Source organism: Campylobacter taeniopygiae, from assembly GCF_005406225.1.
In the GTDB taxonomy this organism is placed as follows: domain Bacteria; phylum Campylobacterota; class Campylobacteria; order Campylobacterales; family Campylobacteraceae; genus Campylobacter_D; species Campylobacter_D taeniopygiae.
In genome coordinates, this window is sequence record NZ_NXLY01000011.1 from 50,041 (window position 1) to 75,702 (window position 25,662).

Consider the following 25,662-nt stretch of genomic DNA (forward strand, 5'->3'; position numbering starts at 1 on the left):
AATATGGACTTAAGCAAAATCAAAATTGGAGATATCCCAAATAAAATCAATGCTGTAATCGAAATTCCTTATGGATCAAATATCAAATATGAAATCGATAAAGATAGTGGCGCTATTATGGTTGATCGCGTGATGGCAAGTGCGATGTTTTATCCTGCAAATTATGGTTTTATCGCAAATACTCTAGCTGATGATGGCGATCCTGTTGATATCTTGGTTTTAAATGAGTATCCTATCCAAGCTGGAGCTGTTATTCCTTGCCGTTTAATTGGTGTTTTAATCATGGAAGATGAAAGCGGAATGGATGAAAAACTTTTAGCTGTTCCAAGCTCAAAAATTGATGCAAGATATGATAATATCAAATCTTATACTGATTTGCCTCAAGCAACCTTAAATAAAATCAAAAATTTCTTTGAAACCTATAAAATTCTTGAACCAAATAAATGGGTAAAAGTGCAAGATTTCAAAGATACAGATGCTGCAATTGAAATTTTAGAAAAAGCAATCAAAAATTACAAATAAATTATTAGCCTTTTTTAGGCTAATATCAAGGAAAATATGAAAAGTATTATTTTAGGTGGTGGATGCTTTTGGTGCATACAAGCTGTATTTGAAAACATTAAAGGCGTTGTATATAGCGAAGTTGGATATACAGGAGGGGCTGAAAATCCAACCTATGAAAGCGTATGTTCTGGTGATGGTAATATTGAAGTTGTTAAACTAAACTACAACGATGTAGAAATTTCTCTTATAGAAATTTTAGACATCTTCTTTAAAATTCATGATCCTACTTCCATAGATAAACAAGGTGCTGATATAGGAATTCAGTATCGATCTGCAATTTTTTACGAAAATGAAAATGATGAAATTCTAATTAAAAACTTTATTGAAAAGATAAAAAATAACTACTCTTTACCTATAGTAACTCAAATCTATAAATTAAATAAATATTATTCCGCAGAATCCTATCATCAAAACTATTTCACAAAAAATCCAAATCAAAGTTATTGCCAATTTGTTATTGCTCCGAAATTACAACTTATAAGAGATAAATTATCCAATTAAGATCTTAAAAAAATACATTTTATTCACAAAGTTTTCACAATGTGATTTTCTTATGAAAATCCTATAAAATAGCGCTTTAAGTTTAAAAAAATGAAAAAAATATTTATTGTTTTTTAAGTTTTTTTATGAATTTAAAATTATATGTGAAAAGTTTGATTTAAAATCATAGTTAAAATAAATTTGGAACAAATTTTGCTTATATTTATTAAGATATTTAGATTTGAAGGCAGAACAATTCTAAAATCAAAGGAATAAATATGAGTATCTTCAGTATCAATGATAACTCAAATTATACTTCTATACTTTCACAAGCAAAAGCCAATAAAGAAAGTAAGGAAAATTCAAAAATAAATTTTGCCAATACTTTCTTAAAACAAAATGCTACTAAATTAAATGATATAGAAAATAAAAATTCACAAACTTTAATAAGAAGTGAAGTATTAAATTCTACTAATAATATCAATAAAAACTATTATACTAAAACAAATTCTCCTAATTATGATATATCTAGTGAATTTAAAAACTCTATTTATACTTTAAAATTCAAACAAGCAGATATAAGTAGCAATACAGCCTATGGTTATAGTGTAGATAAAGATGGTTATATGGGAGAAGACTTTAATGAAGCTGCAGGATTACCAAAAGATTTTAAGATACACAAATCTACTTTGGATGAGATAGAGAGATATAATAAAGATTTAAATGAAGATACTGTTAATTATTTAGGTGTAAGTAGTTATTATTCCAATATAGATATGGCAAATACTATCAAGCAATACTATGATAAATTCAATGATATTATAAATCATACTTTTAACGATACCGATAAAACAAGTTTTAGTGAAGCAGATTTAAATAGTTTGCCTAAAGGTGTAAGTATGTCAGTGGGAGATTTTGATTTTGCTTCACCTCTAAATTTTGAAAGCAAAACCATAACAAATTATTATAACACCCAAGAACAATACGATGAAATGGAACAATTAGGAATGTTTGCAAGTATCAATACAGGATTGCAAAAATTAAATTTTACTCCCCAAAGTATGCAAACTCAAAATACATCAAACAAATATACTTTTAATCCTGATATGTCATTTTATCCAAAAAATGAAGATGGAACTTATACTAAAGAAGATTTATTTATGAGTTTTTTAAAATCTACAGGTGCTGATGCTCTAAAAGGTGGTGATACCAAAATGAATCCAATAGTTAAATCTTTTAAAGAAGCTATGGCTAAAGAAAGCTTTGATGGATCATTAGCTTCCTTAGATGACATCATGACAGGCAAAGTTGATTTTGCAAGTTTATTAAAAGGCTATGCACAAGATGGTTGGCTTGACGCAGATATTTATGCAATGGAAAAAGGAGTTAAATGGCAAAATTCTGTTATAGGTTATGGTGGAGCTTGGTTTGATAATCAGTTTAATCAAGCAAAAGCTAACGGCTGGAAAGCAAGTAGTGAAAGTATCAATTCTTATGTTGGATCTATAATGGATAGATTAAATAATCTCATAGGACAAACTAGAGTTTAAGATAATTTTCTAAGTTTAGCTATAAAAAATCCATCATAATCTGAATTTGGAATAATTCTCTTGCATTTTGAAATTTCTTGAAAAGACTCACTTTGCGCATCTTTTGCTATAACATGCTCTAAATTGATATCTAAAATTTCAAGTTTAAATTCGCTTTTTAAGGCATTTTCTATGACTTCTTCATTTTCTTCTTTGGTAAATGTACATGTGCTATAAACAAGCTCTCCGCCCACTTTTAAAGCCTTTAATGCAGAATGCAAGAGCTTTTTTTGCGTTTTAGCTATATTTTTTATTTCTTTATAACTTTTTTCTAAATCAAAACCCATTTTTGCAAAAGTCGAGCACGGGGCATCAAGTAAGATTTTATCAAATTTTAAAGGGCATAATTTTCCTATTGTTTTACCATCTTTCATAAAGCATTTTGCATTTACTCCATAATTTTGAAGATTTTTTTGCAAAACAAAAAAACGATCCTTGCTGATTTCATTACAAGCTAAATAACCTGTATTTTGCATAAAATTAGCTAGATTAATGCTTTTGCCACCTGGAGCGGCACACATATCTAAAACACTTTCTCCCGCTTTTACATCCAAATTTAAAGCACATAAATAAGAGGAATAATTTTGTATGTAAAATTTAAATTCATTAAAAGCTTTCATAGAACTTAAAATATTTTTATCCTTAGCCTCAAATAAATAACAATATTCATTGATTTTTTTCCATTTTAAATGGGCTTTTAAAAAATCATTTTCCAATTCTTTAGCATCGCACTTTAAAGAATTTAAAAAGACACAAATATTTTTTTCCTTTTCAAAAGAATTTAAAATTTGAACAAATTCTTTTTCTGTATAAAGAGTTTTGATTTTAGAGAGCAAAATAATCCCTTATCATAATAAAAGCCGCCAAAGAATCCAATTTTCCATCTTTTTTTCGAGTATTAGCCCTTTGAAATTTCAAAGCCTCTTTGCTTGTTCCACTTTCATCTACATAAATCACTTCTTTTTCAAATTCAAGCAAAGAAACAAAATGTTGGATGCGTCTTTGCATTTCATCTTCACTTGAACCTCCTTTTGGAATACCCACAATCAATAAAGAAATATTGTATTCTTGTAAGATTTTTTTTATTTCTATAGCGGCTTGATTGCGATTTTTTCTTATAACAGCATCAAGTGGAAGTGCTATTTTATCGATGCAAAGTGCCACTCCAATACGCTTTAAACCCACATCTAATGCTAATGCTCTCATTTTAAAACTCTTATCAATAAACCCTCGATAGAAATTTTACCCTCAAGTTCATATTCATAGACTTTTTCACCATAAAGCGCTAAAGCCTCATCGACACTGACACCTTTTTTACAAAAATCCAAAAATTCATCTTGCTTATCTTCGCATACTTTTGCAAACTGGCCAACAAATTCTTTAAAATCATAAATTAATTCCGCTTTTTTCTCTTTCAAAAGTAAATTCGTCCCGCTACTTTCATTAATCCTATGAGGTAAAACGTATAAAGGTTTTTTTAATTCTAAAGCAAGTTTAGCACTTTGCATAGAGCCACTACTCATATCAGCTTGAGCAACAACTACAGCTTCACTTAAAGCGATAATCAAACGATTTCTAAGCAAAAAATCATATTTTTTAGGGATATAATTTTCTTCATATTCACTTAAAGCTAAGGCTTCTTGATACATTTGTTTGATAATTTTTTCATTGCTTTTTGGATAAATTTGATTCAAACCATTTGCAAAAACTCCTATCGTATAAGGCATAGCAGCGATACTTGCGCTGATATCAACTCCCAAAGCCCCACCGCTTACAACACAAATGCCTGAATTTTTAAGCATACTTGCCAAAGAAAAAACGCAGTTTTTTGTATAAACACTCATTTTTCTTGAGCCAATGATAGCAATTTTACGCTTCCTTAAAAGCTCTAAATTTCCTTTATAGTAAAGTTTTTTTGGAGGTTTTTTTAAGTCTTTAAAAAGGTCTAAAAAATCATCGCTTAAAATTTTACTTTCCATAAATTTCACTCAAATATACTAACTCCACCTTAGCAAGTAAATCTTTACTCTCCTCTAAAGCTTTTAAGGTATTTTTTCTTGGATGACCAATTGCGATGGCAAATCCTTTTTTCTGTGCCAATCTTACAGCACTTAAAAGCTGTTTTTTAACATAAGCTACATTATCTTCATTATCTAAAAAAATATCTCTTTGTATATAAACCATAGCTGTTTCTTTAGATGCTTTTAAAGCCTTAGAATTTCCTATAGTTTTAGAATCCACGAAAAGTAAATTTTGACTTTTTAAAGCCTCATAAAGATTTTTCATAGCCTTTTCATTGCTTGTAAATAAACTTCCGGTGTGGTTATTGATATATTTTAAATTTTTAAAATCTTTTTTAATCTGTGCGATTTTTTTAAAAATTCTTTCTTCGCTATCATTTGGATTTAAGGTATCAAGCTCTGGTTTATTGTAATGAATAGCAGCCAAAGGCAAATGCACCATATAAAAATTAAAATTAGAAGCTAATTTTGGAGTATTTGGATGATTTTTATCAGGTGGGAAAAAAGAAGGATTGAGTTTTAAATTTAAAGTTTTAAGATTTCTTACCTGACTCGCACTTGCCATATCATCGATAATAATAGCAAGTTTTGGAAGATGTTTGTCTTTTTTTTGTATCGTTTGGGTACTTAAATTTTGCTCAATAAGACTTGAATTATTTTCTAAAATAGTTGTGTTTTTTAAACTTAAATTATTATCATTATTTAAACTCAAATTGCTCTTTAAAGTACTATTTTTTTCAAGGCTTACATTTTGTTCGATCATTTTTGTTAAATTGATATCATTATCGATTTTTTGCGCCTCTTGCTCTAAAATAGCTAAACTTTTATTTTTATCTTGATCATGAAAATCTTCAAACATTTCTATTTTATTTTGATTGTTATCCTCTAGTAAAATCAAATTTTCTTGTCGATCGTTGTTATTTTTAGCAAAATGATTTGTAGTATTTTTAAGTTCTTGATATTTTAATAAAATTCCTAAAGCCAAAGCTATACACAATAAAAAAAGTATAGCTATAATCAAAAATCTTTGTATTTGTGTTATTTTTTTCTTAAGCAAAATAAAATCTTATAATGAAGTATTTTTGTAAAAATTATTTTTTTTCAAATCACATTTTACTTGACAGACTTTGATAAAAAGATTATTCATTTATTTATCCCGTATTTTAAAATATCAATGGCAAGTATTATAACAATTAAAGTCTAAAATTCATATTTTTTTTATAAACTTTATGTAAAATTTCTTAAAAACTTACAAAAGTATACCAATGAAAGAATTTTTAAACAGCCTAAATTACGGAATAAATATCAATCAAGTTAATAACGAATACAAACAAATCATCAGAGAACTTCTAGCAAATCAAATCATTAAAGAATATAAAAATAAATTTTACCTCGACAATGGCTTTGCTTTTGGAGTCCTTGATATTTCAAGCAAGGGAACAGGATTTTTAGAATGCTTTGATGAGGGTTTTAAAAAAGATTTACTCATCGAAAATAAAAACTTAAAAGGTGCTAATTACAAAGATATCGTCGCTGTTAAACTCCTCCCTTTAAAGAGAAAACGACCTAGCGCTAAAGTTGTTTTAGTACTAAAACGTGCCAATGAAACTTCAATAGTCATCACCAAAAGATACGGAGAAGCCGTACTTGGAATGAATATCAAAACAGGCTTAAGCCTTGCTTTAAAAGCTTCACAAAAATCATTAAAAGCTCTACCCTTAGGGACAGTGCTAAAAATAGAAAATGAAAATAACAATATTATAGAAGTTTTAGGACATATCGATGATGAAAGAGTGGATGAGAAAATTTCTCTTGCTCTTTTTAATAAAAATAGCGAATTTAGCGATACTTGCATCAAAGAATCTTTAGCCAATGGTAATAGCGTTGATGCGAGCATGTATGAAAATAGAATTGATTTAAGATCTTTACCATTTTGCACCATAGACCCTATACACGCTAAAGATTTTGACGATGCTATTTATTTTGATGATAAAAAGCGAGAAATTTATGTGGCCATTGCAGACGTTAGCGAATACGTCTATGCTTATAGTGCCATAGATAAAGAAGCTAGAAATCGTGGATTTTCGATATACTTTCCACACATTGCCATTCCAATGCTACCTCGTGCTTTAAGTGAAAACATTTGCTCTTTAAAACCCTATGAAGATCGCCTAGCGTATTGTTTTAAAATCGTTTTAAATGAAAAAAATGAAGTTATCAAAGAAGAACTTTTTGAAGCGATTATTAATTCTAAACGCCGTTTTAATTATGATGAAGTGGATGAAATTTTATCAAAAAAACCTGATTTAAAAGAACACAATTGGCTTTATAAACTTTTTGAAATCACACAAATTTTAAGAAAAAAACGCCTTAAAAATGCTTTTGAATTTCGAACCGAAGAATTAAGAATGGTTTTGGATAAAAATTTAAGCCTTGAAAGCACTTTTATAGAAAAGGATACTTTTTCTCACAATCTAATCGAAGATTGTATGCTTTTAGCTAATAAAGCAGCAGCAAAAATTTTAGAAGATGTGGGAATTTTTAGAAACCATTTAAGCGCTGATACCAAAAAAATCGATAAACTTCTTAATGAATTAATCGAACTTGGCATTGATGTTAAATTAAAACCCAATCTTCCAGAACTCATACGCGATATCCAAGCTTTAGCAGATGAGTTAAATTTAAGAGCGGAAGTTGATAAGCTCATCATTAAAGCACAAAAAAAAGCAGAATATTCTAGTGAAAATCAAGGCCATTTTGGCTTAGGGTTTGACAAGTATTCTCATTTTACAAGTCCGATTAGAAGATATTCTGATCTTATTTTACATCGTTTATTAAAAGCCAAACAAAAAAAAGATGAAAAGCTTTTTAATTATCTGCTTTTAAACATACAAAGCACTTGCGAAAGCCTTAGCACCCTTGAAAGAGAAGCCGATAAAGTTGCTTTTGATTTTATGGATAGAAAATTTGCAAGATGGGCTTTAAAAAATATAGGAAAATGCTTTCAAGCTTTAATCATTCAAAATGAATGGGTGTGTATTGCTAAACTTGATGATGAAATTAAAGGAGCAGATATTATCCTTTACGATACCCGTGCTAATCTTTTGCAAAGGGTTGAAATTCAAATTATAGAAGCAGATATTGTCATGGCTAAAATTTATGGAAAAATTGTTGCTTGAGGTAAAAAATGTATAGAAAAGACTTGCAAACACTGCTTTTAAAAAATAATTTTCCTAATTTTTTCTTTTTATATGGAGCTGATAATTTCCAAATAGAATTATATGCCAATTTTATTAAGAAAAAATGGACTTATGATGAAACTTTAAAATTATTTTTTGAAGAATATCATTTTAATCAAGCCAGTGATTTTTTAAGCGGAGGTTCTCTTTTTAGCAACAATAAGCTTTTAGAATTAAAAATCAATAAAAAAATTCCCGCAAAAGAATTAAAAATTCTAGTCGAACTCTGCCACAATAATCAAAATATTTTTTTTCTTTTAGAACTTTATGATGAAAATTCCAAACAAAGTGATATAGAAAAAATTTTTACAAATAATTTTACGCGATTTTTTCAACCCAACAATGCAAAAGAAGGCATAGAACTTTTAGCGATGAAAGCAAAAGAACTTAATATAGAAATCACTCAAAATGCCTTATTTATGCTATTTGCAAATTTTAATGAAAATCTATATCTAGCAGCGAGTGAATTAAATAAATTTGCTAATTTAAGTGTAAGTGAAAAAGATATAGAGCAATACTGCTATAGCCTTAGTTCTGGAAATTTTGAAAGCTTTTTTGAATTGATTTTAAAAAGGCTAGATTTTAAAAATGAGCTTGAAAAAATCATAGAAAGCTATAATGAAATTGCATTGCTTAATTATCTAAGTGCTAGTTTTTATCGTCTTTTTAAAATCGCCATTTATGCAAAAATTTATGGAAAAGTGGATTTAAAAGAATTACTAGGCTACTCGCCTCCTCCTTTAATCGCCCAAAAATTAAGCCAACAAGCCTTTAGTATCAAAATAGAGCAATATAAAAATATTTTTGCTTTATTGCTTAAAAGTGAATATGAGTTAAAAACCAATTCTAAGTTAGCCAAAAAAGAATTTTTAATTTCAAATTTATTAGAACTTGGAAGAATCATGAAAACATAATCACTGCATTACTAATCGCATCAAATGCAAATCTTCACCTTGTGTGATCTTATAATCCAAACTCGAGCAATGCGGACACTTAAAAATATTTTCTTTTAAAATGCTTTTTTGATCACATTTTAAACATAAAATTTCAAGTGGGGCGATCTCTATCAAAAGTTTTGCATTTTTACAAAATTGTGAATTTTCCTTAAATGTTTCAAAACAACGCTTAAAAAGATCTACCTCAACTCCGCTTAAACGCCCGATATTGACATAAATTTCTTGTATATCTTTAGCATTATTAGCTAAAGCATTTTCTTCACAAAGATCGATTAAAGATTCCACTATGCTAAGTTCATGCATCAGCAAATTCTCGGTAAAAGCTCACCTTTTGGAGTCTCTAAAAAACGCTTAGCTCCAAAAGAATTTTGCAAAATCACACGAGAGGCTTTTTCTTCTAAAACTTCCCCTATGATATTTGCATTTTTATTATATTTTCTTAAAATTTCCAAGGCTTTTTTCTCATCTTCTTTTTCCACACAAAGAACAAAAGTGCCTTCATTTGCGAGTTCATACGCCTCATAACCAAAAAGCTCACAAAGCCCTAATACCTCATCTTGTATGATAATTTTTTCTTCAAAAATTAAAAAATCATTTCCACTTTGTTTTGCCCATTCATTTAAAACCGCACTCAAGCCCCCTCTAGTTGCATCACGCATAGCTACAACTTTTACATTATTTTCCAAAAGCTCTAAAACTTCTTCATTTAAAATCTTACAATCGCTTTTAATATTAGCTTCTAAATGATTTCTTTGTATCAAAACACTCGCACCATGCCTACCTATATCTCCAGAAACCAACACGCTAAGCCCTGCTTTTATATTTTTAGTTTCTTTTTTATCAAGGATTTCTCCTAAAGCTGTTGTGTTGATGTAAATTTCATCACCCTTGCCTTTTGGTACCACTTTAGTATCACCACACACAACTAAAACTCCGGCTTTAGAACACTCTTTTTGTATGCTTTGTAAAATTTTATTGAGTTTTTCTATTTCAAAACCTTCTTCTAAAATAAAAGCCAAACTAAGGTACTTTGGTTTAGCTCCAACCATCAAAACATCATTGATAGAACCACAAACACAAAGTTTGCCAATATTTATTTCATCATCTAAAAATATAGGATTTAAAACAAAAGAATCTGTGCTAAGGGCTAAATTTCCTAAAATTGCAGCATCATTTGCCGCATTTAAAATATCATTGTTAAAAATTTTAAAAATTTCACCCAAAAGCTCATTCATTTCTTCTCCGCCGCCGCCATGGGCTAAAGAAATATTTTTCATGCATTTACCTTTGAATATTTATAATAAGCCGCACACGCTCCTTCTCCTGAAACCATACAGCTACCTATAGGACTTCTTGGGGTACAAGCCTTGCCAAAAACTTTACAATCATAAGGCTTAGCCAAACCTCTTAAAATTTGACCACAAATACAAGCTTTACTTTCATTTTTGCTTGACACTGCACAATCAAATCGCTTATTTGCATCAAAATCGCTAAATTCTTCCCTTAATCTTAATCCACCATTTTTAATAATTCCTAGGCCGCGAAATTCAAAATCGCAAGGTTCAAAATATTTTGTAACCAAATTTTGTGCTTTAATATTGCCTTTTTCACTCACGGCTCTTTTATACTGATTATATACCTCAAAAGTTCCTTTATTGATTTGTTTTACTATATTTAAAACACTCTCCATAATATCCACTGGCTCAAAGCCACTCACTGCTATAGGGGTTTTAAACTTAGTCGCTATAGGTTTATAAATTTCAAAACCTGTTATCACACTCACATGAGAAGGTCCTAAAAAAGCATTGATTTGCACATTTTCATCATCCATAATCGCTTCAATAGGTGCTGGAACAGTGATATGATTGATATGAAAAAAAACATTCTTTAAATTTAACTCTATCACTTTTTCAAGCAAAAGAGCACTCATAGGGGTTGTTGTCTCAAAGCCTATGGCAAAAAAGATGATATTTTTATTTGGATTTTCTTTAGCGATTTCTAAAATTTCAAGTGGAGAATAAAGCGCTCTAACATCCGCTCCTTTTGCCCTTAAATCAATCAAAGAAAAATCACTCCCTAGCACCCTTAAAAGATCTCCTAAAGTGCAAAAAATATTATCCTTCATCGAGGCTAATTTTATAGCAATATCAATACGATTTCTAGGCATAACACATACAGGGCAACCTGGACCATGGATAAAATTAATTTCTTTAGGCAAAATAGAAGGCAAGGCATATTTCATAATACTATGGGTATGCCCACCACAAATTTCCATAATATTAATAGGGTTTTTAATCTCTTTTTCTATTAATTTTTTTAAGGCTAAAATGCTTTGTTTGTCTCTAAATTCATCGATTAAATTCATTTAAACCCAAATCCCCTTCATCGGTATTAATTTCTCCATTATTCATTTTTTCTACAATTTCTTGATAAGTTTTTATACTTTCTAGGGCAGATTCTTTATCGATTTTTTCCATAGCAACGCCCACATGGATCAAAACAAAATCCCCTTTTTGCAAAGGCTCATCAATCAAATCTAAATTAACTTTTCTTTTAACGCCTAAGGTTTGCACGGTAGCATTATTTAATTCATCAATTTCTAAAATTTCAGATGGAATAGATAAACACATTAAAAAAGCTCCTTTTTTAATCTTAAAAACTTATACCAAAGTTCCATATTACTTCCATTTTTAGCATCTAAAACTATGATATCCGCTCTTGGATTTAATTCTTTAATCAACTTGCTTGCTTCTTTAATATCAAAATCAAAATGATGCGCTAAATCCGCTTTACTAATCAGCACCACATCAGCTTTTTTAAACATAACCGGATATTTTTGTGGCTTATCGCTCCCTTCAGTCACTGAAAGTAAAACAACATTTAAATGCTCACCCAAATCATAACTTGCAGGGCAAACTAAATTGCCAACATTTTCTATAAAAAGCAAATCCACATCATCAATTGCCAAATGATGTAAGGCATCATGCACCATAAAAGCATCCAAATGACAACTTTGCCCAGTGGTGATTTGATAAGCCTTAGCGCCAACATTTTTAATTCTTTGTGCGTCATTATTGGTTTCTAAATCTCCCTCAATCACAGCTATTTTAATTTCATCTTTTAAAGCCTTGATTGTACTTTCTAAAAGAGTAGTCTTGCCGCTTCCTGGAGAACTCATTAAATTGATACAAAGAGTATGCGCTTCATTGAAATGATTTCTATTATGCAAAGCCTGTTCATCGTTTTTACTTAAGATTTTAGAAATCACCTCTACTGTTTTACTTTCTTTTAAACTTGGATTTTCATGATGAAAAGAATTTTCTTTAGAATTTATAGAACAACCACAATCTTTACACATTTTTATTCCTTAAATAAATAATTATTCCATTGTATCCTTAAAAGTATTAAAATTTAATGAGTTTTTGGGTTAATTTTTATTTAAAAAATGTATCATTTGCCCTAAAGCTATAGAACTATCATTGCAAGGATATTTTAAAGGCACAAAAAAGTCTAATTTTTTAGCTTTTAGAATTTCAAGTAAGGTTTTATTTTGAAAAACCCCGCCACTAAGCAATATTTTAAAATCATAATTTTGACTATAATTTATAATAAAATCAGCTAAACCATTAAGCATACCTGTAATGGCTTTGTTTTTTTCATCCCTTAAAGCCCCTAAAATCAATTCTTTAAAATTAATTTTTCCATTTTCAACATAAAGTCTATAGGAAAAATTCAAATCTTTTTGATAAAAACTTTCACACATAAGACCAATTTGTGCTTCATAAGAACTTTGATCCAAATCAAAAACCATAGCACCAAAAGCATCGATAATGCGTCCTAAAGAACTGGTTTTAAGGGTAGAATTTGCATAAATTTTTTTAAGATTTTCAAGCTTGACTTTTGGAATTTTAGCTAAAAAATCTTGAGCTAGATCTTCTAAATTGTAATGCCAAATCACACTTAAGGCTAAATTATATATATTTTTTATATCCGCATTGATTAATTTAAAATCATCAAAATGAGCAATTCTTTCATACTCTTTTAAATTAGCCACAAAAACTTCCCCACCCCAAATACTACCATCATCGCCATAACCCGTTCCATCCCAAACAAACCCTAAAGCCTTTTCATCTTTGATAAATTTTTCTTGATATTCAAAATAAGCTGCACAAAAATGCGCATAATGATGCTGAATTTTAAAGGTTTGTTTAAAATCTTTTGCATATAAAAAATGCGGGTGTTTATCGCAAAGTACCGCATCAAATTTCAAATCATAACTTTTTTTAAAAAAATCCAAAAGTTTTGAAAATCTTTCATAGACATCAACACTTTTTAAATCTCCTATATAAGGAGAGATTAAAATTTTATTTTGATAAAAAATCACAAATTGGTTTTTAAGTTCCGAACCTAAAGCTAGATAAGTTTGATCGGATTTTAAATTTGTTTCTATATAGTAGGGATTTAAGCCTCTTGAAGTACGTAAAAACATAGCTTGATTGCCGATTAATTGAGCAATACTATCATCACTTGAGTTAAAAATTTCTCTATCATAATCCAAATAATAATCAAAAACTTTACCGAGTTTAGATCTTAAATTATCCTCATCTTTAATAATACTTTCGCCACTTAAATTTGCACTTGTGGCTACAAGAATGCCTTTAAAATACTCAAAAATCAAAAGATGCAAAGGAGTATAAGCAAGCATAATGCCTAATTTATCAATATCAGGTGCAATCAAAGCAAAGTTTTTTTTCGCTTTTAATATTACAATAGGCGCTAATGATCCGCTGATCAATCTTTCTTCTTCATTATTTAAAAATGCAAGTTCCTTGACATCTTTAATATCCTTGCACATTAAAGCAAAGGGTTTTTTAGGGCGATTTTTTCTTATTCTTAATTCTTCTAAGGCTTTTTCATTAAAGGCATCGCACATTAAATGAAAACCACCCATTCCTTTAATAGCAAGGATATTTCCTTGTTTTAAAAGTTTTGCACATTCTATAAAAGCATTTTCATCTGTAAATAAAATTTCACCTTGTCTATTTTTTAGATGCACTGAAATTTTACATTCAAAACAACTAATAGGTTGAGCATGAAAACGACGATTTGAAGGATTTTTATATTCTTTCTCGCAAAAATCACACATTTTAAATTTATCCATTGTAGTATTAACTCTATCATAAGGTAAATTTTTTATGATGCTAAAACGAGGCCCACAATGCGTACAAGTGATAAAAGGATAATGAAAACGCTTGTTATTTGGATCGTAAAATTCATTTTTGCATTCTTTGCAAAGTGCAAAATCACTCAACATAGGAGTTGTTCTTAAACTTTGTTTTGAAGGGGTAATGCAAAAATCATTATAAGCTTTTAAATCACATTCTAAAAGTTCAATTTTGTCTATTCTTGCAAGAGGTGGAGGATTGCCTTTTAACTGCTCTATAAATTCAAGACATTTTTTATGAGAACAATAAAGTAAAATTTCCACTCCAAAACCATCATTTTTAACTTCTCCTAAAAGTTGAAGTTTTAAGGCTAATTCATACACAAAAGGGCGAAATCCCACACCTTGGACTAAGCCTGAAATTTTGATTTTAAATCCTAAGTGGTGCATCGCTTAATTTACAATCTTTTAAATGTTTTAAAGTATTTCTAAGCAAAGACTTATGCTCAAACAAAGATCCACTGACTACAGCTATTTTAGCTTGATTTTTTGATCTTAATTCATCATACACATCACGTAAAAAATAACTCAAACTCTCCACAGCCCCATAAGCGATATTAGTGCTATCAACTCCAGCAAGCATAAAACTCATAGCAGATCGTAAAGTTCTTGTATAATCAAAGCTTTTATCTTCTTTTAAACGATAATCTATCTTAACTCCGCGAGGCATTTTAGTTTCATCGGCTATTTTTAAAAGTTTTTCTCCAGCTTTATAAAATTCTTCATCTAAATTTAAAATTCTACCCAAAATACAAAATAAAGAATAAAAATTATTTTTTAAAGTAAAATCTTCATTTAAAAGTGGAAATTCTTTTGAAAAATTAGCTAAAAGCTTAGCTCCAATCTCATCTTTTTCAATTTCTTCATAAAGCTTTTTAAAACTTTTAGGCAAATCAAGTTTTAATAAATTTAACTCCTTATTAACAAGCAAAATATCTTCATATTCTTTGCTCAATTCCAAAAGAAAAACTTCTTGCTTAAAACTGCTTAGTATATAAGAAATTCTTGCCATATTTTTATCTTCTTTAGACAAAATAAGCTCTCTTGCTTTATAATTTATAAATTCTAAGCCTTGCAAAATTACAACTTTTTCATCACAATTCATCACTTCAAAATCTTGCTTTTTTTCTTCAGTTTTTACAACACTTAAAAAAGAAAAATCTTGCTTATAAAGCTCGCAACATAAAGCAAACGTAAAGAGATCTTGCGCTAACATTAGTTTAAATTCATTGAAATTTAAATTATATTTTTTTCTAAATATAGCATTTAATCTTAATTTAATTAAAGGCTTTTCCAAACTCGCAAGAAGTTTTAAATTTTCTTGCGAACAAACAAAAATCATCTGTATAGATTTTATATCACAAGGTATTAAAAAATCACATTCAAATTTCTCATCAAAAAGACTGATTTTATAATTTCCTTTATGGTTTTTTAGATAAATTTCTTCTTTATTGACTAATTTTTCAAAGGCTTTTTGTAAAAATGCATCAAAATTAACTTGATCTATTTTTTCAAAATAAAATCCATCCAATGAAATTTCATTCTCGCAAAACACACCCCATTCATTATTTAAGAGTTCTTTTTTTTCTACATAGGCACTAGAATTTAAATGAGTAAGATAAGAAAACTTTTCGCAATGTTTAAAATCTTGATTATAATCATTTAATTTTTCAGCTGATCTTACATCAAATTTTTTCAAAAAAACACTATTGCTTATGCCTTTTAGATTTTCACAAAAAGCAGACAATTCATTTTCATTACCCTCAATTTGCAATAAAATTTTATCTTCTTTTTGATTTAAGCTGTATTTATAATCCTTAGCATAAAAATTTAAAAGATAAGCAAAATAATCATTATTCCCAAAATATTCAAATTCAAATTCCAAAATCAATTTCAATCCTTCAAATGTAAAAAATTATAACAAAAAAATCAATCTTATTTATAAAGTTTAAATTCTTTTTCCCTTTCTCTAAAATCCTCCATATAAAATGCCAAAAAATTATAAAAATCTTGACCATGATTAGGGTATTTCAAATGTGTTATTTCATGCAAAATAACGTATTCTATAGCCTTTAAGCTTTTTTCCAAAAGCTTTAAATTTAAATTAATATAACCTTTTTTATGATTGCAAGAGCCCCAACGCGTTTTCATTTTCTTAACACTTAAATGTGTATAACTAAGCTTAGTTTTTTGAGTCCATTTTTTAAGATAAAAAAGAAAAATAATTTTTGAATTTTTCCTTAAAAACGACTCAAATTCCAATTTTGAAGGAGTATAAATTTCATTTTTTAAAATTTTTGTTTTAAAGAGATTTTCTTTTAAAACCAATCGATATTTTTTACCTAAAAAATAAACTTGATCCGCTTCATTAACCTTATTTTTAAAATTAAGCCACGTTTTTTTAATCCAATCCTCATGCTTGATTAAAAATTTTTCAATATCTTCTAAAGTATAATAATAAGGCAAACTTAAATGAAATTCACCTTTTTCATTTAACCTTAAATATACATTTTTAATGGATTTTTTTTGATAAAAAAATATCCAATCCTTCCAAGAAAATTCCTTTATACTACAGCTTTTCCTTGCCATCTTTTACTCTTCCATCTATAGGCATTAACAAGCCCTCTTAAAGATTCATCCGCACAATAACCTATCCAAATTCCCAAAATTCCAAGATTATAATGAAAACAAAGTATATATCCCACAGGCAAAGAAACCCCTAACATAAATACCATACCACTAAAAAATGGAAATCTAGCATCTCCACTCGCCCTTAAAGCATTAACCATTACTATATTAAAAGTTCTTGAAATTTCAAGAAAAATAGAAAGAGTAAATAAAGGAAGCATAATTTCTCTAAGTTCTTCTTCCAAATCTAAAAGATTCATGGTAACATTTTTTAAAAAATAATGGCACAACACCACTACAATCGTAACCATAACACTAAAATAAAGTGCCTTCCAAGTATGTTTATAAGCTATATTTTCATATTTTGCACCGACTAACTTTCCCACGATGATCTCATTAGCTACACTCATGGCAATTCCCACCATCATAATCAATAAAGATAATTGAAAATAAATCGTTTGGACACTAAGATTTTCTTTTCCAAGACTAGCAACAAAGCTAAAACTAATGATATATTGACTGATCCAAATGAGATTTTCTCCCGCAGAAAAACCTCCTATGCTAAAAACTTTTTTTAGCACCTCTTTTTCAAAGCTAAGCATTTCTTTTATTTTCAAATGAATTTTAAGCTTATAAGTTACGATTAAAAACATAGCGATTATAGCAACAATCCTTGCTATGATATTACTAATCCCCACTCCAAAAAGTTCTAGCTCTGTAAAATGAAGCACGTAAAAATTTCCAACGACGATAATTAAATTCATCATAATGCCCACCATCATAACCCAATAGGCTATATTATAAACTCTAATAATCGCTGAAAGTATCAAGCCAACTGCATCAAAAACAAGGCAGATAGCAAGCATATCAAGATAAATTTGACTGTCTTTGAGTAATTCTTTAGGTATATTTAAGAGATTGAGCAAAAGTTCACTTTGCCATAAAATAAAACTCCCGCAAACCAAACCGACAAGCAAATTTAAAAACAAACTTTGATGGATAACTTTTCTAGCTAATATAGTATCTTTTGCTCCGATCGCTTGAGCAACAACAACACTGCATCCCACACTTAAAAAACTAAAAACGGTGATAAATAAATCGATAATCTCATTACCAGCCCCCATGGCTCCAACTAAATCATTAGAATAATGAGACACCATAGCAGTATTAGCAATAATACTTAAAAATCTAAAAAATAAATCCCAAAAAATAGGAACGCTAAGTCTTGATAAAGAAAGTCTTTTTTTTGCCATAGAATTTCACCTTGAAAAACTAAAAATTTTATCAAAACATTTCTTAAATTTTTAAAATTGTTTTTTATTAAAAATATAAAATTTTCATTTAAAATAAATTTATTAGTTTATTTTTTACCAAATTTTTACTTAATTTAGATATATTTAAAAAAATATATAAATAAGGAGATTTGATGCTTTCAAAAGAAGTAGTAAGATTGCTTAATGAGCAAGTCAATAAAGAAATGTATGCGGCTAATTTGTATTTGAGTATGAGTTCTTGGTGCTATGAAAATAGTTTTGATGGTGCGGGAGCGTTTTTGTTTGCCCATGCTAGCGAAGAAAGTGAACACGCAAAAAAACTCATCACTTATCTTAATGAAACCGATTCTCACGTTGAACTTAAAGAAGTAAAACAACCCGAACAAAATTTCAGCTCTTTGCTTGATGTGTTTGAAAAAACATACGCCCATGAACAAAGCATTACAAAATCAATCAATGAGCTAGTAGAACATATGCTTGCCAATAAAGACTATTCTACTTTTAATTTCCTACAATGGTATGTAAGCGAACAGCACGAAGAAGAAGCGCTTTTCCGTGGTATAGTGGATAAAATCAAACTCATTGGCGAAAGTGGCAATGGCTTGTATTTAGCAGATCAATATATTAAAAGTATTGCTCTTAAAAAATAGTTTTTATTAAAAACCAAACTTAATATGACTTATTTTTCTTTAGAATTTAGCATTTTAATGATGGCATTTTTTGCCATCTATTGGTTATTTTATGACAATTACAAAATACAAAATATTTTAATTTTAACCTTTTCTTATCTGATTTATTTTTTAATCAACCCCTATTTTGCTTTAATTTTATTTGTATATACTTTTTTTATACATTATTTTTCCTTACTGATTTTTGTCCGAAAAAAACGCTATGTTTTTATGACTTGTATCGCCTTTGTTATTTTAAATTTATGCTTTTTCAAATATTTTTCAAGCCTTAAAACAAGTTTTGATTCTATGATGGAATTTTTTGGTCTTGATTTTATTGATTTGGATGTTTTATTTCCTATGGGGATTAGTTTTTATACTTTTGCTTCAATCACTTATCTTTTAGAAGTCTATAAAAAACGCCGTTTAGAAAGCTTTTTAAATTTAGCCCTATTTTTATCTTTTTTTCCTACCCTCCTTTCAGGTCCAATTATGCGGAGTTCTTTTTTCTTTGAACAAAGTCATCGTAAAAGAGAATTTAAAAATGAAAATTTAATCATTACTTTATTGATTTTTGGAATCGTAAAAAAAGTACTTATAGCTAATTATCTAGGAAATTATGCTGAACACATTCTTGATTTTCCACAATCTTATAATTTTATACAACTTTTAAGCGCTATTTATGCTTACGCTATACAAATTTATTGCGATTTTAGCGGATATATTGATTTAGTATGTGCTTTTGCTCTCATGCTAGGTTTTAATCTTCCGCCAAATTTTAACATGCCTTATTTATCTAAAAATCTCAAAGAATTTTGGTCAAGATGGCATATAAGCCTTTCAACTTTTATAAGGGATTATATTTATATCCCTTTAGGTGGTAACAAAAAAGGTAAAGCAAGAACTATTTTAAATCTCCTTATTGCTTTTATACTTTCTGGAATATGGCATGGCAATACTTTAACATTTTTAATTTGGGGTTTATTGCACGGCATAGGCGTTGCCTTTTTACATATACTTGCTTTAACAAAAATAAATTTGCAAAAAATTCCAGCACTTGGAAGATTTTTAACCTTTCAGTTTGTATGTTTTACTTGGATTTTCTTTTATTACAATAAAAGCTTAGATGATGCCATGGAATATTTTAAAGCATGTTATAATAATTTTTCACATATACCGAGTTATCAAGATATTTATATTCTTACAAGTTTTGCCGTTATTTTTCTTATCTATCCTTTATTTATCAATTTTAGAGCTTATTGTGTAAAAATTTTAGATTTAACGCCTTTTTTATTAAAACCTTTTATTATCACTTTTATTTTATTATTGATATTTACGTTTATGCCTGATGGTATTCCTAATTTTATTTATTCGAGTTTTTAATGAAAGTTGCTAAATTTTTATTTATTTTAATAACAGTATTTGTTTTAGTCGTAATTGTTATGAATCAAAGCATCAGTTCATATATAGAACAAAGATATCACTTTAGCTTTTATCCGCAAAATACCATTTTAAAAGAAGGTAGCAAACTAAAAACAAAATTAGAACAAATTCATACCGTTTTAAGTACAGAAAATACCCCTAAGGTTGCCTATGCTAATTATCAAGTTATAAAAGATATTAGCGAAGAAGATACAAATCTTAGCAACAATCCAGAAACAAAAGAGCAACCCCAACAAGAGCAAAATTTAAGCTCTTTTGAAGAACAAAACACAACTATTTTAACCGATGATGATACAAAATTAATAGTCGATCCGAGTAAAGAATTTTTATTTATGGGTGATTCCTTGATGCAAGGAGTTGCAATGAATCTTAATAAAAATTTAAGCAATCTAGGCATAAAAACAGAAGATCTAAGCAAACAAAACACGGGACTTTCTTACAAATCCTATTTCAATTGGGCAAAAACCATAGAAAATGCATTTTTAACAAATTCAAATATCAAATACCTTGTCGTGCTATTAGGTCCAAATGATCCTTGGGATATTAGAAAAGGTAAAAATTATCTTCGTTTTGGCACCCCAGCTTGGAAAGAAATTTACACGGCTAGAGTGGATGAAATCATACAAATAGCTCAAAAATATAAGGTTAAAATTTTATGGTTTGAAGTCCCACCGGTAAAAAAAGATAGTCTTAATGATAAAATTCAAATTTTAAATGAAATTTATCGTCAAGAAGTTCTTAAAAATAAAGAAATTTTTATCGATACAAAATCATCTTTTAGTTTCAATGATCGATATTCTACTTATATTAAAAATGAAAACAATAAAACCATAAAAGTAAGAACTGATGATGGCATTCATTTTACAATGAGTGGCGCTAAAATTATGTCTAAACTTTTATTAAAACACTTAATTATCAAGGATCAAAATGTCAGCAAATAAAATAAAATTATTTTTATTTTTATTTTTATTTACCAATTTATTTGGATCTACTAATGATCTTATAGATAAAATTCTTATACAAAGCAAAAATCACTCCGCGCTAACAAGCTATGTTCCTAAAAAAGATTTGAAAAAAATTGAAAAAAAATTAAAAAGTGAAAACAATATAGGCATTAGAATTTTTGGCGACTCTCACATCGCAGCTGACTTTTTTCCAAGAGTGCTTAGAGGATATCTTATAAAATCAAACTCTATAGGATTTGCTCATGCTCTTCAACCTAAATATCAGCAAAATTTAAATCTTAAATACTCTTATAAAAATTTTGAAATTTTAAATTCTAAAAATCCAAAAAATGCAAAACTAAATTTCCCATTAGGTGGTATCATAGCAAAGGCTAAAGATAAAAATGCAAAAATCAACATCGATACAACCTTAAACAAAAAAAAATTCGAAGTAGGTTTTTTATTTAAAGCTGAACACAATAGCAATGCCTTCAATATCAAAGACGCAAGGGGTAAAAATTTCTACCTACGCTCTTTTAAAAATAACAAGTGGTCTTATAAAAAACTTGAATTAACCTTTCCTTTGGAAATTACAGCTTTGCAAAAAAATGCCGAGCTTGGCGGATATTTCATAACCAATAAAAACAATAACAATTTTTTAGATACCATCGCTATAAATGGTGCCAAAAGCGATATTTGGCTTTCTTGGAATCCTTCGGTGGTCAAAAATGAATTAAAACTTTTAAATAGTGATCTCATTATACTTGCTTATGGATCAAATGACGCACTTTTTCAAGGCTTTGAAAAACAAACTTTTAAAAATAATCTCAAGCATTGGATTAAAACGCTTAAAAGTTACAATAAAAATGCTATCATTATGCTGATATCACCTCCTATTGTAACCTACAAAAAAAATCAAACTTATGAACTAGCACCTAATTTTTTTACCATAAGAAAAGCACTTTATGAAGTTGCAAAAGAAGAAAAAACCTTTATTTTTGACATGTATAAATTTATGCAAGATACAGGAGGTAAAAATAAATGGATCGAACAAAAACTTTCTTTAAAAGATGTTCATTTAACTATAAAAGGCTATGAATTGATGGCTAAAAAAATGCTAGAAGATTTAAAAAAATACATCCACTATTAAACCACTTTCAAAAAAATAATAAAATTTATTTATCCATAATAATAAAAAATTTTAATTTGATAACTTCAATTATAATTTATTATAATTACAATTATTTTTAATAATAATATAAATTATTTTTAAAGATAAACTTTTAAATTCGGGTTAAAGTTATCAAAATAAACCCTATAATATCAGCTTTAACTCTACTCAAAATCAAATTGCAATAATCATAATTGCTTTAAAAATAATATAAATTATTTCTTAAATATAGAAATGATTTTCAAGGAGAAATGATGAAAAATAAAAACTTGTCTAACAGGGGGGGGATTTGAAAATTTCAATTCTAAAGCCCTTTCTAAAAAATTCTTATTTTCTTTAGCAACAGTTTCTGTTTTAGCAACCTGTGCCAATGCTACAATTAGCGGTGCTGGATGTAATGGAACTTGTGGAACTATAAATAATAGTCAAACAGGTCAAATTACTATAAGTAATGGCGGTAATACAAATTTAGTAATAGAAAACACTGGAACCCTCACAGTAGATTCTAACAAAGAGGCAATTGTATTTCAAAATGGCTCATCACTTACAAATTTCAAAAATCAAGGAACTATACAAGGTGGAAATGATAAAGCTAGTATTCAAATTAGTAATAAAGATAATAATGGTGCTACCATCACTAATTTTGAAAATAGCGGAACTATAGGAAATGGAAGCTCTAAATATGGAATTTTAATTTATGGAAATGGTACAAAATCGAGTATAGAAAATTTTAAAAATACTGGAACCATAAGCTCAAATGAAGGCGAAAGTGTTTTTGCGAGTAATGCAAGCATAGACAAATTTGAAAATAGCGGGATAATCAATAGTGCTAAACACAATGGTCTATCTATTAGTTCTGGCTCGACAATAAATCATTTGGTAAATTCTGGCACCATAAGCTCAAGCAATGAAGGTAAGGGAATTTATATTAACAATGGGGCAACAATAAACACTTTTAAAAATACCGGATTGATAACTTCAGAAAAAAATATAGGGCTTCAACTAGATGGTGGATCTACTATAGAGACTTTTAAAAATAGCGGAACTATTGCAGGAAGTCAAAGTAATGCGGGTATTAAAATAGGATCTGCAGAATATGTTGCTACAATTACAAGTTTTACTAATGAAACAAATGGTATCATAGGTGGTGAAAATTCTATTTTTGGTATAGTTTTCACCGGAAAAGGGCAAGATAAAGAAGAAAAGAAAGCTAATGGGATTAAAAATTCAACTATAACGAATTTTGAAAACAAAGGAATCGTTAGCTCATTAAATGATAGCGTATTTATCAAAAATACCGATATTTCCACCTTTAAAAATCAAGGTCTTATAAGCTCAAAAAACCTTGGGATGAATATCACTGAAGGTGCTACTATATCAACTTTTGAAAATGCAGGAACGATTGACTCAGAAAATGGTATAGGAATTTATTTACAAAAAAAATCAACTATAGAAAATTTTAAAAACAATGGAACCATTTCAGGCAATCAAAATAATGCAGCCATCTGGGTAGAAAGTCAAAATGGTGGAGTTAAAATTACAAGCTTTATCAATGAAGCAAATGGTATCATAGGTGGTGAAAATTCTCTTTATGGCATAGCTTTAACCGGAAGCAGTGGTAATAAATCAACTTTAACAAATTTTAAAAATCAAGGAACGATTAGTTCTTTAAAAGATGGTATATTTGCTAAAAATTCTTCTATTGACACTCTTACTAATGAAGGAACTATAAATTCTAGCCTAAGCAATGCAATAATTCTTAGGGAAGGCACAACTATAACAAAATTTGAAAATAAAGGACTCATCGAATCTAATGCCGATGGTTCTTACGGTGTAGATATCACAAGTGGTGTAAGTATTGAAAATTTTGAAAACTCTGGAACCATAGGCAATGAAAAAAGTTTAGGGATAAAAATCAAAGGAAGCAATGATAATAAAACCCGAATCCAAACTTTTAAAAATAGCGGTTTATTAACAGGAGGTGCTGAAGGACTAAATATTACTCACGCTACTGTCAATTCTTTAACCAATGATACCAATGGCATTATCCATTCAAAAAATTGGTCAGGTATAGCTATATATGATGGAGCCGATATAACAACTTTTGAAAATAAAGGAACCATTAGTTCTGATAAATCCTATGGTTTTCTTATTAGTCAAGGTTACAATGAAAAAACTTCTACAATTGAAAACTTTACAAACGAAGGACTTATAAAAGGCTATAATGGAATTCGTATCGATGGTGAAGCAACTATTGAAACACTTACAAACAAAGGCACCATAGAATCAAATTCAAACAGCATCTATGCTGGAGCAGTAAGTCTTGTAAGTTTAAAAGATCCTATTAACACAGGAGAAACAGCAGGCCAAAGCTTAATAAAAACTTTTATCAATGAAGATAATGGAAAAATCATCAGCGCTAGCAATGGTATCATGGTGGAAACTGGTAATAAAATAGAAACTTTTATCAACAAAGGTTTAGTACAAGCCGAACTTAACGGTATAAGTTTTTACGAAGTAGAAGATTCTGGTGATCTTATCGATGTGGGCAATATCAAACTTGAAGATACCGGAAAAATCATAGCTGGTAAAAATGGTATCAATATAGATGGCACTGATAAAGAAGTAAAAGTTGAAGGTATAGAAGTAGAAAGTGACGCCATGATCAAAGGTGGCAATGCTGCAATTTATATAGGTGGTGGCAAGATCATCAATTCTAATATCAACATCAAAGGGACACTTATAGGTAGCAATGGTGGTATCATCAATGAAGGAACTATAGGTAGTGGTGGTATCAAGATAGAAAGTAGTGGTAGCATAGCTGGCGGTATAGTCAATCAAGGTAGTGGGGTTATCTCAGGAAATATTACAAATGAGGGTAAAAATGAACTTGAAATTTCTAATGGCGAAGGTGCTACTATAAATGGAGGCATAGTCAATAGTGGTGGCGGAGATCTAGTTATCACAAATCAAGGTAGCGTTGGCAAAGATGGAGATTGCACTATAAAAAATGATAATGGTAATGTGGTGATTAAAGATTGGGTTGTGTCTACAGGTAGCGATGGTAAATTAGAAACTGTTGTAGTGGGTGGAACTAATAAAGACAATGTAACTGTAGATAAAGTCACTGTAGATCAAGGTAATCTTAACTTAGATCAACTAGATGATTTAAATAATATCATCACAGGGGTAAATAGTGATAAAATACACAATATTGGAACCAATGGTAGCGGTGAAATTTCTTTAACAATTGGAGCAGATGGAAAGCTACAAAAGAAAATCGATCTTAAAGCGGGTGCAGCGGGTGCATTCTTTAGAACCAATCACTCTTTAAACACCCAAAGAACAAATTTTATCAATAATGTTATGGGTAATGCTATGAATCAATTTAGCTTTTCAAACTCTAGTGCTATTGCTATGCAAGAAAAAGGTAATTTATATGCAAGCGCAAGTGATTATAT

General features: G+C 29.0%; 23 protein-coding genes. 10 read left to right on the plus strand and 13 right to left on the minus strand.

The window, feature by feature from the left end; translation table 11 throughout:
- Positions 1-3: 3 nt before the first annotated feature.
- From ppa to CQA75_RS06505, 3 genes are all read left to right on the plus strand, one after another.
- Positions 4-522 (plus strand): inorganic diphosphatase, encoded by a 519-nt coding sequence (gene ppa, locus CQA75_RS06495; RefSeq protein WP_137624212.1) that lies wholly within the window; start codon positions 4-6, stop codon positions 520-522.
- Positions 523-558: 36 nt separating this feature from the next.
- Positions 559-1,065 (plus strand): peptide-methionine (S)-S-oxide reductase MsrA, encoded by a 507-nt coding sequence (msrA, locus tag CQA75_RS06500; protein ID WP_137624213.1) that lies wholly within the window; start codon positions 559-561, stop codon positions 1,063-1,065.
- A 257-nt stretch (positions 1,066-1,322) separates the two neighbouring features.
- Complete coding sequence (locus CQA75_RS06505; RefSeq protein WP_137624214.1) at positions 1,323-2,594, plus strand: Cj0814 family flagellar-dependent secreted protein; 1,272 nt, start codon at positions 1,323-1,325, stop codon at positions 2,592-2,594.
- On the opposite strand, the gene CQA75_RS06510 is transcribed toward CQA75_RS06505, so the two are convergent.
- The 4 genes from CQA75_RS06510 to CQA75_RS06525 are packed head-to-tail and all read right to left on the minus strand — an operon-like array spanning position 2,591 to position 5,711.
- The gene (locus CQA75_RS06510) at positions 2,591-3,469 is read right to left on the minus strand and encodes an RsmB/NOP family class I SAM-dependent RNA methyltransferase (protein WP_137624215.1); all 879 of its coding nucleotides are present in this window, start codon (positions 3,467-3,469) and stop codon (positions 2,591-2,593) included. The genes CQA75_RS06505 and CQA75_RS06510 overlap by 4 nt on opposite strands.
- Positions 3,459-3,839 carry a Holliday junction resolvase RuvX gene (gene ruvX / locus CQA75_RS06515; protein ID WP_137624216.1) on the minus strand — a complete coding sequence of 127 codons (381 nt, stop codon included), beginning with the start codon at positions 3,837-3,839 and terminating at the stop codon, positions 3,459-3,461. Before ruvX ends, CQA75_RS06510 begins: the two co-directional genes overlap by 11 nt.
- The gene (locus tag CQA75_RS06520) at positions 3,836-4,612 is read right to left on the minus strand and encodes a DNA-processing protein DprA (RefSeq protein ID WP_137624217.1); all 777 of its coding nucleotides are present in this window, start codon (positions 4,610-4,612) and stop codon (positions 3,836-3,838) included. The genes ruvX and CQA75_RS06520 overlap by 4 nt, the downstream gene beginning before the upstream one ends.
- Complete coding sequence (locus tag CQA75_RS06525) at positions 4,602-5,711, minus strand: divergent polysaccharide deacetylase family protein (RefSeq protein WP_137624218.1); 1,110 nt, start codon at positions 5,709-5,711, stop codon at positions 4,602-4,604. Before CQA75_RS06525 ends, CQA75_RS06520 begins: the two co-directional genes overlap by 11 nt.
- A gap of 208 nt (positions 5,712-5,919) precedes the next feature.
- On the opposite strand from CQA75_RS06525, the gene CQA75_RS06530 reads away from it, so the two are divergent.
- Positions 5,920-7,833 (plus strand): RNB domain-containing ribonuclease, encoded by a 1,914-nt coding sequence (locus tag CQA75_RS06530; protein ID WP_137624219.1) that lies wholly within the window; start codon positions 5,920-5,922, stop codon positions 7,831-7,833.
- Positions 7,834-7,841: 8 nt separating this feature from the next.
- Positions 7,842-8,807 carry a DNA polymerase III subunit delta gene (locus CQA75_RS06535; RefSeq protein ID WP_137624220.1) on the plus strand — a complete coding sequence of 322 codons (966 nt, stop codon included), beginning with the start codon at positions 7,842-7,844 and terminating at the stop codon, positions 8,805-8,807.
- Here the strand turns inward: CQA75_RS06535 and hypA are convergent, their stop codons facing one another.
- The 9 genes from hypA to CQA75_RS06580 form a co-directional block, all read right to left on the minus strand.
- A complete protein-coding gene (gene hypA / locus CQA75_RS06540; protein ID WP_137624221.1) occupies positions 8,808-9,152 on the minus strand; it encodes a hydrogenase maturation nickel metallochaperone HypA in 345 nt (114 codons plus the stop codon).
- Positions 9,152-10,126 (minus strand): hydrogenase expression/formation protein HypE, encoded by a 975-nt coding sequence (hypE, locus tag CQA75_RS06545; protein ID WP_137624222.1) that lies wholly within the window; start codon positions 10,124-10,126, stop codon positions 9,152-9,154. Before hypE ends, hypA begins: the two co-directional genes overlap by 1 nt.
- Positions 10,123-11,214: a hydrogenase formation protein HypD gene (hypD, locus tag CQA75_RS06550; RefSeq protein ID WP_137624223.1), complete on the minus strand. Its 1,092-nt coding sequence runs from the start codon at positions 11,212-11,214 to the stop codon at positions 10,123-10,125. The genes hypE and hypD overlap by 4 nt, the downstream gene beginning before the upstream one ends.
- Positions 11,198-11,479: a HypC/HybG/HupF family hydrogenase formation chaperone gene (locus CQA75_RS06555; RefSeq protein ID WP_137624224.1), complete on the minus strand. Its 282-nt coding sequence runs from the start codon at positions 11,477-11,479 to the stop codon at positions 11,198-11,200. Before CQA75_RS06555 ends, hypD begins: the two co-directional genes overlap by 17 nt.
- Positions 11,479-12,207: a hydrogenase nickel incorporation protein HypB gene (hypB, locus tag CQA75_RS06560; RefSeq protein ID WP_137624225.1), complete on the minus strand. Its 729-nt coding sequence runs from the start codon at positions 12,205-12,207 to the stop codon at positions 11,479-11,481. Before hypB ends, CQA75_RS06555 begins: the two co-directional genes overlap by 1 nt.
- A gap of 69 nt (positions 12,208-12,276) precedes the next feature.
- Complete coding sequence (gene hypF, locus CQA75_RS06565) at positions 12,277-14,463, minus strand: carbamoyltransferase HypF (protein ID WP_137624226.1); 2,187 nt, start codon at positions 14,461-14,463, stop codon at positions 12,277-12,279.
- On the minus strand, positions 14,444-15,964 hold the full coding sequence (locus tag CQA75_RS06570) for a hypothetical protein (protein ID WP_137624227.1): 1,521 nt from the start codon (positions 15,962-15,964) through the stop codon (positions 14,444-14,446). Before CQA75_RS06570 ends, hypF begins: the two co-directional genes overlap by 20 nt.
- A 44-nt stretch (positions 15,965-16,008) precedes the next feature.
- The gene (locus CQA75_RS06575; protein WP_137624228.1) at positions 16,009-16,662 is read right to left on the minus strand and encodes a M48 family metallopeptidase; all 654 of its coding nucleotides are present in this window, start codon (positions 16,660-16,662) and stop codon (positions 16,009-16,011) included.
- Positions 16,638-17,954: an MATE family efflux transporter gene (locus CQA75_RS06580; RefSeq protein WP_137624229.1), complete on the minus strand. Its 1,317-nt coding sequence runs from the start codon at positions 17,952-17,954 to the stop codon at positions 16,638-16,640. Before CQA75_RS06580 ends, CQA75_RS06575 begins: the two co-directional genes overlap by 25 nt.
- A gap of 173 nt (positions 17,955-18,127) precedes the next feature.
- Here CQA75_RS06580 and ftnA point away from each other — a divergent pair, with 173 nt between their 5' ends.
- From ftnA to CQA75_RS06605, 5 genes are all read left to right on the plus strand, one after another.
- Positions 18,128-18,625: a non-heme ferritin gene (gene ftnA, locus CQA75_RS06585; RefSeq protein WP_137624230.1), complete on the plus strand. Its 498-nt coding sequence runs from the start codon at positions 18,128-18,130 to the stop codon at positions 18,623-18,625.
- Positions 18,626-18,649: 24 nt separating this feature from the next.
- Positions 18,650-20,026: an MBOAT family O-acyltransferase gene (locus CQA75_RS06590; RefSeq protein WP_137624231.1), complete on the plus strand. Its 1,377-nt coding sequence runs from the start codon at positions 18,650-18,652 to the stop codon at positions 20,024-20,026.
- Positions 20,026-21,027, plus strand: a complete 1,002-nt coding sequence (locus tag CQA75_RS06595; RefSeq protein WP_137624232.1) for an SGNH/GDSL hydrolase family protein — start codon at positions 20,026-20,028, stop codon at positions 21,025-21,027. The genes CQA75_RS06590 and CQA75_RS06595 overlap by 1 nt, the downstream gene beginning before the upstream one ends.
- Positions 21,014-22,180: a GDSL-type esterase/lipase family protein gene (locus CQA75_RS06600; RefSeq protein ID WP_137624233.1), complete on the plus strand. Its 1,167-nt coding sequence runs from the start codon at positions 21,014-21,016 to the stop codon at positions 22,178-22,180. Before CQA75_RS06595 ends, CQA75_RS06600 begins: the two co-directional genes overlap by 14 nt.
- Before the next feature lie 897 nt (positions 22,181-23,077).
- A partial coding sequence (locus tag CQA75_RS06605) for a beta strand repeat-containing protein (RefSeq protein ID WP_137624234.1) occupies positions 23,078-25,662 on the plus strand: 2,585 nt, incomplete at its 3' end.

Excerpts from the sequence above, each read along its gene's own strand:
- ppa (WP_137624212.1), top strand. The coding sequence starts at position 4 with ATGGACTTAAGCAAAATCAAAATTGGAGATATCCCAAATAAAATCAAT.
- msrA (WP_137624213.1), top strand. The coding sequence starts at position 559 with ATGAAAAGTATTATTTTAGGTGGTGGATGCTTTTGGTGCATACAAGCT.
- CQA75_RS06505 (WP_137624214.1), top strand. The coding sequence starts at position 1,323 with ATGAGTATCTTCAGTATCAATGATAACTCAAATTATACTTCTATACTT.
- ruvX (WP_137624216.1), bottom strand. The coding sequence starts at position 3,839 with ATGAGAGCATTAGCATTAGATGTGGGTTTAAAGCGTATTGGAGTGGCA.
- CQA75_RS06520 (WP_137624217.1), bottom strand. The coding sequence starts at position 4,612 with ATGGAAAGTAAAATTTTAAGCGATGATTTTTTAGACCTTTTTAAAGAC.
- CQA75_RS06530 (WP_137624219.1), top strand. The coding sequence starts at position 5,920 with ATGAAAGAATTTTTAAACAGCCTAAATTACGGAATAAATATCAATCAA.
- CQA75_RS06535 (WP_137624220.1), top strand. The coding sequence starts at position 7,842 with ATGTATAGAAAAGACTTGCAAACACTGCTTTTAAAAAATAATTTTCCT.
- hypA (WP_137624221.1), bottom strand. The coding sequence starts at position 9,152 with ATGCATGAACTTAGCATAGTGGAATCTTTAATCGATCTTTGTGAAGAA.
- hypE (WP_137624222.1), bottom strand. The coding sequence starts at position 10,126 with ATGAAAAATATTTCTTTAGCCCATGGCGGCGGCGGAGAAGAAATGAAT.
- hypD (WP_137624223.1), bottom strand. The coding sequence starts at position 11,214 with ATGAATTTAATCGATGAATTTAGAGACAAACAAAGCATTTTAGCCTTA.
- CQA75_RS06555 (WP_137624224.1), bottom strand. The coding sequence starts at position 11,479 with ATGTGTTTATCTATTCCATCTGAAATTTTAGAAATTGATGAATTAAAT.
- hypB (WP_137624225.1), bottom strand. The coding sequence starts at position 12,207 with ATGTGTAAAGATTGTGGTTGTTCTATAAATTCTAAAGAAAATTCTTTT.
- hypF (WP_137624226.1), bottom strand. The coding sequence starts at position 14,463 with ATGCACCACTTAGGATTTAAAATCAAAATTTCAGGCTTAGTCCAAGGT.
- CQA75_RS06575 (WP_137624228.1), bottom strand. The coding sequence starts at position 16,662 with ATGGCAAGGAAAAGCTGTAGTATAAAGGAATTTTCTTGGAAGGATTGG.
- CQA75_RS06580 (WP_137624229.1), bottom strand. The coding sequence starts at position 17,954 with ATGGCAAAAAAAAGACTTTCTTTATCAAGACTTAGCGTTCCTATTTTT.
- ftnA (WP_137624230.1), top strand. The coding sequence starts at position 18,128 with ATGCTTTCAAAAGAAGTAGTAAGATTGCTTAATGAGCAAGTCAATAAA.
- CQA75_RS06590 (WP_137624231.1), top strand. The coding sequence starts at position 18,650 with ATGACTTATTTTTCTTTAGAATTTAGCATTTTAATGATGGCATTTTTT.
- CQA75_RS06595 (WP_137624232.1), top strand. The coding sequence starts at position 20,026 with ATGAAAGTTGCTAAATTTTTATTTATTTTAATAACAGTATTTGTTTTA.
- CQA75_RS06600 (WP_137624233.1), top strand. The coding sequence starts at position 21,014 with ATGTCAGCAAATAAAATAAAATTATTTTTATTTTTATTTTTATTTACC.